Consider the following 14,769-nt stretch of genomic DNA (forward strand, 5'->3'; position numbering starts at 1 on the left):
CATACTACTTGTTATCACGGCTGAGGCTCAGGTCCTCAAGCTCGAAAAGGTCACCCAATACCGTTGTGGCATATTGCCCGGGCAACAACACAAACTGAATCCGCAGGGTGGTGGTATCCAGCCACTGCCATTTGAACTCTCCCGGGCGGGCTACCAGGGGGCGACGCTCCGGTTTCATGCGGGTGGACTGGAACAACCTGGTCAACTCCGGGCAGGCATCCACCACGCCACGCTCAAGGGATTCCTGCTCGCCCGAGGCCAGCGTACCGCCATCGCCCCACAGTGGTCCGGTTGGCCCGGCACCTGAGGGTTCCGGCTCTCCCGGCAACACCTCAGTCCAGGTTCGATTGCTGACCCGCTCCGCAAGTACCTGATTGAACAGCCAGGAACGTGCCGCCGAAAAGTACAATACGTTTTTCGACGCGCTTCTGCCAGCGCGTCCGCGCTTGCGATTGAGCCGTGAGGGATCAATCTGTACAGCACGGTCGAGATTCGCTCCCTGAAAACCGAACCGCTGGGGGCCAAAATAATTGGGGGCGCCCTGACTCGCCAACCGCGCAAGCCCGGCTTCCACAAGCTCGCGCTGGCCCGTCACATTGCGCAGCACAATCTCAAAACCATTGGCCTGATGATCGCCGCGCCTCAGTTTGCGGGAATGGCGAACCGCGGCCCGAACCGGCCAACGCTGGCCAACCTCTGCCATCAACGCCTGATCGTCCGCTTCCTGGCCAGGCCGATAAAGACTGAACCACTGAACCGTCACCGCATGCCGATCTTTCAGGCCACAGAAACCAACATCGAAAGAACGACAGCCCGCCAGTGCCGCCAGCTCCCGGGCGACGTACTCGGTATTGTCACCGGTTTTCTCCAGCCGCAGGCAAAGGTGCTCACCGTCGCCGGATACCTCAACCGGACCTGGCGCCGCGGCATCGTCCTCCCGCTCCGGCCAGAGCAACTCCGTAACCCGGAAATCCTCTGGCGACGTTTTCAGTTCAGCACGACCAACCCGGGCTCCGCCAGACACCGGCCAGTCCAACAGCCACTGAGAATCCTCACTCACTGGGAAACCGCCTCAAGCAGACACACCGCCTGACAGGCAATACCTTCCCCTCGCCCGGTAAAACCCAGCTTTTCTGTGGTGGTGGCTTTCACGCTCACCCGATTAGCAGGCACCCCCAGATCCTCGGCAATATTCATCCGCATCGCCTCTATATGGGGCGCCATTTTCGGCGCCTGGGCAATGATTGTGGAATCAATATTGGTAACCGCGTAGCCCTCATCCAGCACCCGCTGCATCACCCGCCGCAACAAATCCCGGCTGTCTGCGCCGGCCCACTCCTCGCTGGAATCCGGAAAGAAATGGCCAATATCACCCAGCGCCACCGCGCCCAACAGCGCATCCGCAAGCGCATGCAACAGAACATCCCCGTCCGAGTGCGCCATGAGACCGTGGCTATGGGGAATTGTCACACCCCCAAGAATGACAGAATCGCCCTCACAGAAGGCATGGACATCAAAGCCCTGACCAATGCGCATGATCATCTCCGAAAACAGAACAGAATGCAGGGAATCACTGACGTCCGAGGATAAACTCCGCCAGCGCCAGATCCGAGGGGACCGTAATCTTCAGATTATCCGGGCGCCCTTCCACCAGAACCGGCATGTTACCGGAAAACTCCATGGCAGAGGACTCATCCGTAATCGCCTGGCCACGTTCCAGACACAATGACAACGCCTGTTTTAACGCTCCGAACCGGAACATCTGCGGCGTCAACGCCCGCCACAACCTGCTCCGGTCAATGGTCTCACTCACCACCGGCAATGATCCGGCCTCGGCAAGCTTCAACGTATCCGCCACCGGCGCCGCCAGCAAACCACCCACCGGATGCTCAGACAACGTCTCAATCAGACGGGACAGATCTTCAGAATGAACACAGGGCCGCGCCGCATCATGTACCAGCACCCAGTCGTCATCCGCCGCCTGCCCCTCCAGAGCCACCAGCGCCGACAACACCGAATCCGCCCGTTCTTTGCCCCCAGTACAGGTCTGCACCCGATCATCCCTCGCCGACTCACTCTCCGGCCACCAGTGGTCCTTCGGATTCAGCGGCACCATACAACCTTTAAACGGGGCGTTGTCCAACAAACGGGACAGGGTGATATCAAGAATAAAACGGTTATTGATCCTGAGGTATTGCTTGGGGCATTCGGCTTTCATGCGCTGGCCGATACCGGCGGCGGGGACGATAAGCCAGAGATCTGGGGTACTCATAGACGGCTCTGCACAAGGTACGGAGAGTATCATGGGCCTTCTTTCCGGGAATTTCGGAGGCCATGGATGGCCGGAGAGAAGCGCACAGGGAAGTGCTTGTAGCGGTTCCCGGAAAGAAGGCCCATGATGCTCTATGCACCGAAGTTAATTCTCGACGACCAGAAAGAACGTCTCATCCTCACGAATCAGGCCAAGATTCATCCGGGCCCGCTCCTCAACGGCGCCCTGCTCATTGCGAAGATTCCGCACCTCCGCATAAAGCCGGTCATTCCGGGCCGCCAACTCGGCATTCTCTTCCCGCTGCTCGGCAATCGACTGCTCCAGGGCCCACACCTGCGCAAAACTGCCCTCCCCGATCCACAGGCGAACCTGCAGCAGGAGTATCAGCACTACCAGAATGGCCCAAAGCGATTTCATGCCGAATCCGTACAGAAAATGAACAACAAAATAAACGAGTCGAAGGTCAAGTATAGACCTTATAGTAGATTAGCAACAATTTTCTGTAAGTCACTGTACAAAAAGGCCATCGTGTCTGAATTTTCATTCAGAACGCGATGGCCTTAACATTTTGTTACCTGCCGGAACAGCTCGGCAGGTCAGAAAATATCGCTAATCCTCAACCCTGACCTTTAATCTCACTCAGGCCACGGTACGGTGCCTTGCCTTCCAGCGCCTCTTCAATACGCAGCAGCTGGTTGTACTTGGCAACCCGGTCGGAACGACACAGAGAACCAGTCTTGATCTGGCCAGCACAGGTAGCCACGGCCAGATCCGCAATGGTGGTATCTTCGGTTTCACCGGAGCGGTGAGAAATGACCGCTGTGTAGCCAGCATCCTGAGCCATCTTGATGGCATCCAGAGTCTCGGTCAGGCTACCGATCTGATTGAACTTGATCAGAATGGAATTACCAATGCCCTTCTCAATACCCTGCTTCAGAATCTTGGTATTGGTGACAAAAAGGTCATCCCCGACCAGCTGAACCTTGCTGCCCAGTTTGTCGGTCAGCACTTTCCAGCCGTCCCAGTCGCTCTCGTCCATACCATCTTCGATGGACACAATCGGGTAACGATCGCACAGGCCGGACAGGTATTCGGCAAAGCCTTCGGAGTCGAAGCTCTTACCTTCGCCAGACAGCTGGTACTGACCGTCTTTGTAGAATTCGGAAGAGGCACAATCCAGCGCCAGAGTGACGTCTTTGCCCAGTTCATAACCGGCTTTCTCGACGGCTTCCTTGATCGCCGCCAGGGCCGCTTCGTTGGACGGCAGGTTGGGGGCAAAGCCACCTTCATCGCCTACGGCGGTGTTCAGGCCCTGGGCCTTCAGTACTTTCTTCAGGCTGTGGAAGATTTCGGCACCCACGCGCAGGGCTTCACCGAAGCTGTTCACGGAGACCGGCTGGACCATGAACTCCTGGATGTCGACGTTGTTGTCGGCGTGCTCACCACCGTTGAGGATGTTCATCATCGGCACCGGCATGGAGAATTTTCCGGAGGTGCCGTTTACATCGGCGATGTGCTCATACAGAGGCTTGCCCAGGGAGACAGCTGCGGCTTTGGCAGCAGCCAGGGATACGGCCAGGATGGCGTTGGCGCCCAGGTTGGCTTTGTTTTCGGTGCCGTCCAGGTCGATCATGATCTGGTCCAGACTGCGCTGGTCTGCGGCATCTTTACCCAGCAGGGCGTCACGAATCTGACCGTTGATGGCTTCAACGGCTTTGCGAACACCTTTACCGAGGTAACGGGAGGCGTCACCATCGCGCAGTTCCAGAGCTTCGCGGGAACCGGTAGAGGCGCCGGACGGCGCGCAAGCGCGGCCCAGTGTGCCGTCTTCCAGGATGACGTCTGCTTCCACGGTGGGGTTACCACGTGAATCCAGAACCTCACGGGCTTTGATGTTGGCAATCTTGGTCATTCGAAAATTTCTCCAGATTTTCAGTATCTAAACACTAAGTTGTCTATCAAGCTGGTGCCAGAGCGATCAACTGGAACGACTTTGCGAAAACCGCTACAAGCACATCCATGTGCGCTTATTTCGGGCCATCCATGGCCCTCAAAATTTTCGCAAAGTCGTTCCAGTCGCTCGCTCCCAAACTATTCAGTATGCAGTCGCTTAAACACCAACACCGCCAATCAGGCGGTGTCGATAGGTTTAAAACTTTTTACCAGATCGTCGACAGCTTTCACTCGCTCAAGGAACGGTTCCAGCTGGCTCAGGCGCAATGCGCAGGGGCCATCGCATTTGGCGTTATCCGGGTCTGGGTGAGCCTCAAGGAACAGGCCAGCCAGGCCCTGAGACATTCCCGCCAGGGCCAGGTCGGTGACCTGAGCGCGACGCCCGCCGGCGGAGTCTGCCCGCCCCCCCGGCATCTGCAGAGCGTGGGTGACGTCGAAGAACACCGGCACATTCATCTGTTTCATGATGCCAAATCCGAGCATGTCCACCACCAGATTGTTGTAGCCGAAGCTGGTGCCGCGCTCGCAGAGGATGATCTGGTCGTTGCCGGCTTCTTCGCACTTGGTGATGATATGCTTCATTTCCTGGGGTGCCAGGAACTGGGCTTTCTTGATGTTGATGACCGCACCGGTTTTGGCCATGGCCACCACCAGGTCAGTCTGGCGACTCAGGAAAGCAGGCAACTGTATGATGTCGCAGACTTCCGCCGCCGGGGCAGCCTGGCCGGGCTCGTGCACGTCCGAGATGATCGGTACGCCATACTTGCTCTTGATATCAGCCAGGATCTGCAACCCCTTGTCGAGGCCGGGGCCGCGGAAGGAGTTGACGGATGAGCGGTTGGCTTTGTCGAAGGACGCCTTGAATACGTACGGGATGCCCAGACGAGTGCAGACATCCACATACTTTTCCGCCACTTCAAACGCCAGTTCCCTGGACTCAAGCACGTTCATGCCGCCGAACAGCACAAACGGCTTATCGTTGGCGATCTCAATGCCCGAGACGTTCAGGTTGCTGCGCGCCATAATCAGGATCCTTTCTTGTTCGCCAGCGCGGCTTCAACAAAGCCCTTGAACAGCGGATGGCCGTCGCGAGGTGTTGAGGTAAATTCCGGGTGGAACTGGCAGGCAACAAACCAGGGATGATCGGGCGCTTCCACCACCTCAACCAGCTTGCCATCGGCAGAGCGGCCGGAAATTTGCAGGCCTGCTTCTTCCAGCCTGGGCAGGAAATGGTTGTTGACTTCGTAACGGTGACGATGGCGCTCACGAATGGTCTTCTTGCCGTAACAGCCAACGATGGTGGAGCCTTCGGTCAGTACACAATCCTGGGCACCCAGACGCATGGTGCCGCCGAGGTCGGATTCTTCGGTGCGCTCTTCTTTTTCACCGGTGGCATCAAGCCATTCGGTGATCAGGCCGACAACCGGCTCCGGTGTGTGTTCACGGAATTCCGTGCTGTGGGCGTCTTTCAGGCCGGCCACGTTGCGGGCGTATTCGATAACCGCCACCTGCATACCCAGGCAGATGCCCAGATACGGCACCTTGTTTTCACGGGCGTACTGTACGGTGCGGATCTTGCCTTCCACGCCACGCTCACCAAAGCCACCGGGCACCAGAATAGCATCCGCGGATTCCAGCACGGAGGTGCCGTCGCGTTCGATGTCTTCGGAATCGATGTAGTTGATGTTGACCTTGGTGCGGGTCTTGATGCCGGCGTGCAGCAGGGATTCGATCAGGGACTTGTAGGCGTCCAGCAGCTCCATGTATTTGCCGACCATGGCGATGGTGACTTCGTCCTGCGGATTCATCAGTGAATCCACAACCGCGTCCCATTCGCTCAGGTCTGCTTCACGGGCATCCAGGCCGAAGCGTTCGATAACCAACTGGTCCAGACCGTATTCGTGCAGCATGCGCGGAATGGCGTAGATGGACCTGGCATCCTGCATCGGGATGACCGCACGCTCTTCCACGTTGGTGAACAGGGCAATCTTGCGACGGGAGCTGGCGTCCACTTCGTGCTCAGACCGGCACAGCAGGATATCCGGCTGCAGGCCGATGGAGCGCATTTCTTTCACGGAATGCTGGGTCGGCTTGGTTTTGATCTCGCCGGCGGTAGCAATGTAAGGAACCAGCGTCAGGTGCATGAACAGTGCACGCTGGGAGCCTACTTCCACCTTCAGCTGACGGCAGGCTTCCAGGAACGGCAGGGATTCGATGTCACCTACCGTGCCACCGACTTCAATCAGTGCCACGTCGGCACCCGCTGCGCCTTCCACCACACGGCGTTTGATTTCGTCGGTGATGTGCGGAATGACCTGAACGGTACCACCCAGATAATCGCCCCGACGCTCCTTGCGAATAACCTCTTCGTACACCCGGCCGGTGGTGAAGTTATTGCGTTTGGTCATTGGAGTGCGAATGAAACGCTCGTAGTGGCCAAGGTCGAGGTCGGTTTCCGCGCCATCTTCGGTGACGAAAACCTCACCGTGCTGGAACGGGCTCATGGTGCCGGGGTCCACGTTGATGTACGGGTCCAGCTTGAGAATGGTGACCTTCAGGCCGCGTGCCTCAAGGATGGCTGCCAGTGAGGCAGACGCAATACCTTTCCCCAATGAGGACACGACACCGCCGGTGACGAAAATATAACGCGTCATGCAGATTCCGTGATTATCTGGTTCGGTGAAGGAGGGAGATTATTCATCTCAAGATGGGACGCCAGACTACCAGAAAGCCCCTCTCTACTCAATCACAATCCCGCTCCACAATCAGCCGCCAGCCGGCGGCATGGGCGCCTCCGGAGTATTGTTCAGAACACCACAAATCGCCAATGGCAATCCATGCCTCTCCAGCCGCCGAGACCTCGTAAACCAGCGGCAGAGCCGCTCTCTCCCAAGGTGGCACGCCCTGCTCCTGCATCCAGGTTTTCAGCGATCGGGAGGGTAAATTGCTGCCGAACCGGATTCGCTCGCCGCCCTGCCTCGTAGATACCCTTATTTCCGGACAGGAGGCTTCCGTTGTAGCGCTCTGCGATGCAGGCTCAAGCCGAAGGGTCCACCACCCCCACTCCATGACCTGGCCCGGCAACAAGGGCCTGGGACCCGCAGGGATTGCGACCTGGGGCACCAGGTAAAGATGATCCCGATAACGGCGGATACAGAATCCGTCTCCACGAATTTCCGGAGTTCGATCCGAACCTGCGTGAATCAACTGGTCGAGTGCTGAGCACCAATCTGACAGCGCCGGAACCGGCAATCCCCGGCCATGAATCCACCAGCGCACCAGGTTCCGGCGCTCGATCTGCCCAAGTGCCGAGAACGGGGCCAGGCGGATTCGACCTTTATCGTCGCCGCAACTCTGCCATTGCAACTCCGCCAGCCTCTGACTCAGGGTTTCACTCTCGGCGCAGGCCCGGGCACTGTGAGCAAGGCGCCTCAACAAACCCGGCCAACGCTGTTTAAGGCCCGGCATTACCGAGTGCCGCAGATAATTGCGGTCGTGTACTTCACTCTGGTTGCTGGGATCTTCTACCCAGCTTACCCCCTGCTCACGCGCCACCTGCTCCAATCGACTGCGGGATACGTCAAGCCAGGGACGGTAGAGATGCCCCAGCCCAAGCGACCGGGCAGCAGGCATTCCGGCCAGACCGTTTACGCCAGTACCACGCAGCAGCCGGAACAGAACCGTTTCTGCCTGGTCGTCTGCATGGTGCGCCATCAGGAGAAGGTCGTTGTCTCCCAGAACCTCCCTGAAGACCTCGTAGCGCGCCGCTCTTGCTGACTCTTCGAGGCTCCCCGCGCCCGTAGCTACATTCACTCGACGCACCTGGAGTTCGACGCCCAGTCCAGCACAGAGATCGATACAGGCGCGCTCCGTCTGATCGTGATTGGACTGTAACTGATGATTGATATGCAACGCTCTGACGCGCGGATGGGCGGCCGCAACGACACGCAAAAGCAGGGATGAGTCCAGGCCGCCGCTCAAGGCGACCCAGAGTTCATCACAGGCGGGAAGTTTCTGAACCGGCCCGATCAGGTCTTCGGGCCAGGTATCCCGGCGAGCGGTGTTACCGCCCGCCGTCATAGCGGGTAAGACGCTCGTACCGGCGGGAAACCAGTTCATCCAGCGGCAATCGGCTCAGCTCAGCCACGCCCTGAGCCAGCGACGTTTTCAGGGTTTCCGCCATTTTTTCCGGATTACGGTGAGCGCCGCCCAGCGGCTCATCGATCACGTGATCCGCCACACCCAGCTCTTTCAGACGATCGGCGGTAACGCCCATGGCCTCAGCCGCCTGAGCAGCGTACTCGGCGCTCTTCCAGAGGATGGAGGCGCAGCCTTCCGGAGAAATAACGGCGTAGGTGGAGTACTGCAACATGTTGAGCTGGTCGCAGACACCGATCGCCAGTGCGCCACCGGAACCACCCTCGCCGATCACGGTAGAGATAATCGGAGTTTTCAGTCTCGACATCACCGCGAGGTTGAATGCGATGGCTTCACTCTGTCCGCGCTCTTCGGCACCGATACCGGGATAAGCGCCCGGGGTATCGATAAAGGTCAGAATCGGCATTTTGAAACGTTCAGCCATTTCCATCAGGCGCAGAGCCTTGCGATAACCTTCCGGACGAGGCATCCCGAAGTTGCGCTTGACCTTGTCCCGCACTTCACGACCCTTCTGGTGGCCGATAATCATGACCGGCGTGTTATCGAGGCGAGCGGTGCCGCCAATGATCGACAGATCATCGGCGTAGCGTCGGTCACCATGCAGTTCGTCAAAATCCTCGAAGATCAGGTCAATATAATCCTGGGTATAGGGCCGGCGCGGGTGCCGGGCCAGACGGGCAATGTCCCAGGACTTAAGGTCGGAGAAGATCGACTCGGTCAGACTGATGCTCTTCTTTTTCAGGCGGCTGATTTCGTCGGTGATATTGATATCGGTGTCGTTACCCACCATGCGAAGCTCTTCAATCTTGGCTTCCAGGTCGGCGATCGGCTGTTCGAAATCCAGGTAGTTAGGGTTCATGATGTTCCATCATTTTATTGCCAGGCGGACCGAAACCCGCCAAAACCAGAATTTGGGACAAAGATAGCAGCGCTGCCGGCAAGGCTAAAGCGGACATTGGTCTTAATCATAGACCAGTTCCACCGACTGGTCGCCCACGAGGTGCTTGAGCTCGAACAACAGTGTGTCGTCTGGCTGTACCCGCCAGCTTTCACCCAGCTCAATACGGGTGCTGGCCTCGGCACTGCGGTACTCAATCCAGACCGGACTGCCTTCACTGCGAAACGGCCTGAGGGTATCGTCCAGCTTGTCCAGAAGTCCATTCTGCAACTGCTCTGAACGCAACGCCAGTTTGATACCCCGGCTGAACTGCTGACGGGCGGTCGCCACATCCATCACGCTGCTGACCCGCATTTTCATCTGGCCGGAGTAATCATCATGGCTGACCTGTCCTTCCACCACAATTACCTGATCCGACTGCAGTAACTCCCGGTTCTCGAAGAAGGCCTCGGAAAACAGGGTAGCCTCAATCCGGGCGCTGCGATCATCCAGAGTAATGAAGCACATGGTAGAGCCGGTCCTGGTCTTCATGGTGCGCTGGGCCACCACCAGCCCGGCCACCCGCTGGGGCGATTTGTTGGGCTTCAGATCGGCGATTGAGCAACGGACAAACCGACGCACTTCCCGTTCGTATTCATCAAAGGGATGGCCGGTAAGGTACAGGCCCAGAGTGTCCTTTTCGCCTTTCAGGCGCTCTTTCTCCGGCCACTCCCGAACGTGGGCAACGTCCGCATAGGTGTCTTCATCGTCGCCACCGCCCTCAAGCATTTCTCCGAACATGTCCACCATGCCGGCGGCATCGTTGCGGGACTGCTGATCCGCCTGCTGAATGGCCTTGTCGATACTGGCCATCAACTTGGCGCGGTCGGCGCCCAGTTTATCCATGGCGCCAGAGCGAATCAGGGCTTCCATGGCCCGCTTGTTGACCTTTTTCAGATCCACCCGGCGGCAGAAATCAAAGATATCCTGAAAAGGGCCTTCTTTGGCCGCTTCTACAATGCTCTCGATGGGACCTTCACCCAGGCCCTTGATTGCGCCCAGGCCGTAGACAATCTGGCCCTGATCGTTAACGGTAAAGGTATAAGCGGATCGGCTGACGTCCGGCACCAGCAAGTCCAGCTTCATATTGCGGCACTCTTCCACCAGCGTCACCACCTTGTCGGTGTTCTGCATATCGGCGGTGAGAACCGCAGCCATGAATTCGGCCGGGTAGTGGGCTTTCAGCCACAGAGTCTGGTAAGACACCAGCGCGTAAGCGGCGGAGTGGGACTTGTTGAAGCCGTAACCGGCGAACTTCTCCACCAGGTCAAAAATGTTTTCCGCCAGCGTCTTGTCGATGCCGTTGTTTTCACAACCGTCCAGGAAGATGGCCTTCTGCTTGGCCATTTCTTCCGGCTTTTTCTTACCCATGGCCCGGCGCAGCATGTCGGCGCCACCAAGGGTATAGCCCGCCATCACCTGAGCGATCTGCATGACCTGCTCCTGGTACAGGATAACCCCGTAGGTGGGCTCCAGAACCGGCTTCAGGCCCTGATACTGGTAATCGGGATGCGGATAAGACAACGGCTGCCTACCGTGCTTCCGGTCGATAAAGTCGTCCACCATGCCGGACTGCAGCGGACCGGGCCGGAACAGGGCGACCAGGGCGATCATGTCTTCCAGCGAATCCGGTTGCAGGCGGCGGATAAGATCTTTCATACCCCGGGATTCCAACTGGAATACCGCCGTGGTCTCTGCCTTCTTGAGCATGTCAAAAGAGGGCTTGTCGTCCAGCGGAATCGCGCTGATGTCCAGCTCTCCTTCCCCGCGCTGCTGCCGGCGCGGGTTGATCATGTTCAGTGCCCATTTGATGATGGTCAGGGTTCGCAGACCCAGAAAGTCAAATTTCACCAGGCCGGCGTCTTCTACATCGCCCTTGTCGAACTGGGTCACCAGACTGCCGCCCTCGTCATCACAGTAAAGCGGCGAAAAATCGGTGATCTTGGTGGGTGCGATCACCACGCCCCCGGCGTGCTTGCCGGCGTTACGGCACACGCCTTCCAGCTTCAGAGCCATCTCCCAGATTTCCTGGGCTTCTTCATCCTGCTCCAGGAATTCCTTGAGCTGGGGCTCCTGCTCGATCGCCTTGTTCAGGGTCATGCCCACTTCAAAGGGGATCAGTTTGGAGAGTTTGTCTGCCAGACCATAGGATTTTCCCTGCACCCGGGCCACATCACGGACCACCGCCTTGGCGGCCATGGTACCGAAGGTAATAATCTGGGAAACCGCTTCCCGGCCGTATTTCTGGGCGGTGTAGTCGATGACGCGGTCCCGGCCTTCCATGCAGAAGTCGACGTCGAAGTCGGGCATGGAGACCCGCTCCGGGTTCAGGAACCGCTCGAACAGCAGATCGTATTCCAACGGATCCAGGTCTGTAATCAGCAACGCATACGCCACCAGCGAGCCGGCACCGGACCCCCGGCCCGGCCCCACCGGAACGCCGTTGTTCTTGGCCCACTTGATGAAGTCCATTACGATCAGGAAGTAGCCGGGGAACCCCATCTGGATAATGATATCCAGCTCGAACTTCAGGCGCTTGTAATAGGCTTCACGCTTTTGATCATACTCCGGATCGTCCCTGCTCAGGGTCTTCGCCAGCCGGGCTTCCAGTCCTTCTTCCGACACATGGCGAAAATACTCGTCCATGGTCATACCGTCCGGAATGGGGTAATTCGGCAGAAAGTATTCGCCCATCCGGACCTTCACCGAACAGCGCCTGGCGATTTCCACGGTGTTTTCCACGGCTTCCGGAATGTCCGAGAACAGCTCGATCATTTCCTCGGCGCTGCGCAGATATTGCTGGTCGCTGAACCGACGATCCCGCCTGGGATCGTCCAGAGTCCGGCTTTCGCCGATGCAGACCCGGGCTTCGTGGGCTTCAAAATCATCCGCCTCAAGGAAGTGAACGTCATTGGTCGCCACCACCGGCAAACCGAGTTCAGCCGCCAATTCCACACTCATGTGCAGACAATCCTCGTCACCGGCCCGCCCTGTGCGCTGCAACTCCAGGTAATAACTGTCGGGATAGAGGTTTCGCCAGTAGTCCGCACGCTCCCTGGCCAGTTCCGGCTTCCCGGCCAGCAAGGCCTTGCCAACGTCACCCATCTTGGCGCCGGACAGCACAATCAACCCCTTGGCACGGGATTCCAACCAGGTTTTCTGGACAATCGGCTTGCCGTAGCGCTGACCTTCGGTATAGCCCTGGGAAATGATCTCCGTCAGGTTCAGGTAGCCATCGTTGTCTCGGGCCAGCAAGGTCAGCCGGAACGGGTTTTCGGGCTCATCCGGATTCTCCAGCCAGATATCAGCGCCGATAATGGGTTTGACGCCCGCGCCCAAGGCGGCCTTGTAGAAACGTACCAGAGAACACATATTGGACTGTTCGGTCAGGCCAACCGCCGGCATACCCAGTTCCGCGACCCGGCCGATCAACGGTTTGACCCGAACCAGGCCATCCACCATGGAGTATTCGGAGTGAACGCGCAGGTGTACAAAGGTGTTTGCCATGGTCATTCGCCAATCAGTGCTCGGATGTCTTCTTCGGTCTGGGGCCCGAACCGGGCCTCAATCAGGGTGCCTTCAGGATCCACGACGAAGGTGGCAGGCAGCGCCATCGGCACCTGCCAACCGAACCCGGGCCCCGGATCAGAGGCCAGCATGGTAAATTCAATCCCCATACGTTCGCCGAGTTCAACCAGCGGCACACCCGTAACGCCATCAAAATTAACCCCAAGCACCGCAATATCCGGAGCCTTGTCCAACTCGTTCAGCTCGGGGATTTCCTCAAGGCAGGGTTTGCACCACTCCGCCCAGTAATTCACCAGTACCCATTGGCCGCGGTACTTGTCCCAGTTGGCCAGGGTGCCGTCGGCCCGTTCCAGCTCGATCTTTTCACACCCTGAGACCAACAACAGCATCAGCATGAGTACCGGCCATGCCAGCCAACGTGCGCCACTACAAAAGAGCCCGGACTGAGGGTACTGCAAGGGTTATCCTCCTGTTAGACTAACGCCCCGGAAAAGTCTGCAATCAATAGGTTAAACGGCCACGACCATGACAGAAGCTACCCGTATTTTCCATAACCCCAGGTGCTCAAAATCACGCCAGACCCTGGAACTGTTGCAGCAAAAGGGCATCGAACCGGAGATTATACGCTACCTTGAGACGCCACCGACAGAGCAGGAACTTCTACACATTCTGGATCTGCTTGGTTGCGAACCCAGGGAGCTCATGCGAACCAAGGAAGCCGAATACCGGGAACAAGGGCTGGACAACCCGGATCTCAGCCGCGAAGCCCTGATACGTGCCATGGCAAACACACCGAAGCTGATCGAGCGCCCGATCGTACTGGCCAATGGCAAGGCTGCGGTCGGCCGGCCTCCAGAAAACGTACTGGACATTCTCTGACTACCAGGGCTACCCATGACAGAAACAACTCCCTATGTGCTGGTGCTCTACTACAGCCGCAACGGACAGACCGCCGAGATGGCCACCCAGATCGGCCGCGGCGTTGCCAGAGTGGCAGGAATAGAAGCCAGAATCCGGACGGTTCCGCCGGTTTCCCCGGATACCGCCGCCAGCCTGCCCCCGGTACCGGATGCGGGAGCCCCCTATGCCACCAAAGCCGACTTGGCGGATTGCGCAGGTCTCGCCCTGGGTAGCCCGACCCGCTTCGGTAACATGGCGGCACCGCTCAAGCACTTCCTGGACGGTACCGGTGACCTCTGGCTCAACGGTAAACTGGCCGGCAAACCGGCTGGTGCCTTTACCTCCTCCGGCAGCCTGCACGGTGGCCAGGAAACCACCCTGCTGACCATGATGATGCCGTTACTGCATCACGGCATGGTACTGTGTGGCCTGCCCTATTCCGAAAGCGCGCTCAACGAGACCGCCACCGGAGGCACACCGTATGGCCCCTCCCACTGGGCCGGCACCGGTGAACAGCAGGCCCTGAGTGACCATGAGAAAACCCTGTGCCAGGCCTTCGGTGAACGCCTCGCCAGACTGGCCCTGAAACTGGCCAACTAAACTGGACCAAACTTTCAAACAACCCTTAATGCGGACTGCTCCATGCTCCACAACGACAAAGCCAGAAATACCGCACGCCTGACCATCGCCCTTTACCTCGCCGTGCTCGCCACCCTGCTGGTCACTACGTTCTGGCCCGCACCGGTGGAGGGTGTTTCCATACCCCTGATGCTGACCGTCAAACTCCTGCCGCTGCTAGCGTTCGCGGTACCGGTTTTCCGGGGTCACAATCGGGGTTATATATGGCTGGCCTTTGTGGTGATCTTCTACTTCACTCAGGCCGTGGTTTCGGCCTGGCTGTCGGAGGGCGCGGCTGGCCCGGTGACACTGACTATTCTGACATTCCTGTTGTTTACCGTTGCCATGGTGCACCTCAAGGTCAATAGACCAGTCGCAAACTGATGCTGATGGCTCCCGGAGG

The 14,769-nt window shown here is 58.3% G+C and carries 14 protein-coding genes; 3 read left to right on the forward strand and 11 right to left on the reverse strand.

Annotated elements, in window-relative coordinates:
- Positions 1-4: 4 nt before the first annotated feature.
- The 11 genes from truD to ACSSVV_RS17530 all read right to left on the reverse strand — a co-directional run bounded on the left by truD (position 5) and on the right by ACSSVV_RS17530 (position 13,306).
- The gene (gene truD / locus ACSSVV_RS17480; RefSeq protein WP_014421916.1) at positions 5-1,060 is read right to left on the reverse strand and encodes a tRNA pseudouridine(13) synthase TruD; all 1,056 of its coding nucleotides are present in this window, start codon (positions 1,058-1,060) and stop codon (positions 5-7) included.
- Positions 1,057-1,536: a 2-C-methyl-D-erythritol 2,4-cyclodiphosphate synthase gene (gene ispF / locus ACSSVV_RS17485; RefSeq protein ID WP_222448260.1), complete on the reverse strand. Its 480-nt coding sequence runs from the start codon at positions 1,534-1,536 to the stop codon at positions 1,057-1,059. The genes truD and ispF overlap by 4 nt, the downstream gene beginning before the upstream one ends.
- 34 nt (positions 1,537-1,570) lie before the next feature.
- Entirely contained in the window at positions 1,571-2,272 is a 702-nt protein-coding gene (ispD, locus tag ACSSVV_RS17490; RefSeq protein ID WP_114435082.1) for a 2-C-methyl-D-erythritol 4-phosphate cytidylyltransferase, read from the reverse strand.
- Positions 2,273-2,416: 144 nt separating this feature from the next.
- Positions 2,417-2,689, reverse strand: coding sequence for a septum formation initiator family protein (locus ACSSVV_RS17495; protein WP_011784438.1), 273 nt, complete (start codon positions 2,687-2,689; stop codon positions 2,417-2,419).
- Positions 2,690-2,888: 199 nt separating this feature from the next.
- Positions 2,889-4,184, reverse strand: a complete 1,296-nt coding sequence (eno, locus tag ACSSVV_RS17500) for a phosphopyruvate hydratase (protein WP_454106656.1) — start codon at positions 4,182-4,184, stop codon at positions 2,889-2,891.
- A 218-nt stretch (positions 4,185-4,402) separates the two neighbouring features.
- Positions 4,403-5,248 (reverse strand): 3-deoxy-8-phosphooctulonate synthase, encoded by an 846-nt coding sequence (gene kdsA / locus ACSSVV_RS17505; RefSeq protein ID WP_114435083.1) that lies wholly within the window; start codon positions 5,246-5,248, stop codon positions 4,403-4,405.
- A 2-nt stretch (positions 5,249-5,250) separates the two neighbouring features.
- Complete coding sequence (locus ACSSVV_RS17510; protein WP_011784435.1) at positions 5,251-6,879, reverse strand: CTP synthase; 1,629 nt, start codon at positions 6,877-6,879, stop codon at positions 5,251-5,253.
- A gap of 88 nt (positions 6,880-6,967) precedes the next feature.
- Entirely contained in the window at positions 6,968-8,305 is a 1,338-nt protein-coding gene (gene tilS / locus ACSSVV_RS17515) for a tRNA lysidine(34) synthetase TilS (protein ID WP_454106657.1), read from the reverse strand.
- On the reverse strand, positions 8,289-9,242 hold the full coding sequence (gene accA, locus ACSSVV_RS17520) for an acetyl-CoA carboxylase carboxyl transferase subunit alpha (protein ID WP_011784433.1): 954 nt from the start codon (positions 9,240-9,242) through the stop codon (positions 8,289-8,291). The genes tilS and accA overlap by 17 nt, the downstream gene beginning before the upstream one ends.
- A 102-nt stretch (positions 9,243-9,344) precedes the next feature.
- Positions 9,345-12,827: a DNA polymerase III subunit alpha gene (dnaE, locus tag ACSSVV_RS17525; protein ID WP_454106658.1), complete on the reverse strand. Its 3,483-nt coding sequence runs from the start codon at positions 12,825-12,827 to the stop codon at positions 9,345-9,347.
- Positions 12,828-12,829: 2 nt separating this feature from the next.
- A complete protein-coding gene (locus ACSSVV_RS17530) occupies positions 12,830-13,306 on the reverse strand; it encodes a TlpA family protein disulfide reductase (RefSeq protein ID WP_141067926.1) in 477 nt (158 codons plus the stop codon).
- Between the two features lie 67 nt (positions 13,307-13,373).
- Here ACSSVV_RS17530 and arsC point away from each other — a divergent pair, with 67 nt between their 5' ends.
- Genes arsC through ACSSVV_RS17545 form a run of 3 tightly spaced genes read left to right on the forward strand, consistent with a single transcriptional unit; the run spans position 13,374 to position 14,750 of the window.
- Positions 13,374-13,727: an arsenate reductase (glutaredoxin) gene (gene arsC, locus ACSSVV_RS17535; protein ID WP_023011378.1), complete on the forward strand. Its 354-nt coding sequence runs from the start codon at positions 13,374-13,376 to the stop codon at positions 13,725-13,727.
- Positions 13,728-13,742: 15 nt separating this feature from the next.
- On the forward strand, positions 13,743-14,348 hold the full coding sequence (gene wrbA / locus ACSSVV_RS17540; RefSeq protein ID WP_454106659.1) for an NAD(P)H:quinone oxidoreductase: 606 nt from the start codon (positions 13,743-13,745) through the stop codon (positions 14,346-14,348).
- Between the two features lie 42 nt (positions 14,349-14,390).
- A complete protein-coding gene (locus ACSSVV_RS17545) occupies positions 14,391-14,750 on the forward strand; it encodes a DUF2069 domain-containing protein (protein ID WP_014421925.1) in 360 nt (119 codons plus the stop codon).
- The last annotated feature ends 19 nt before the right edge of the window (positions 14,751-14,769 follow it).

It is taken from the genome of Marinobacter sp. MBR-105 (assembly GCF_053628895.1).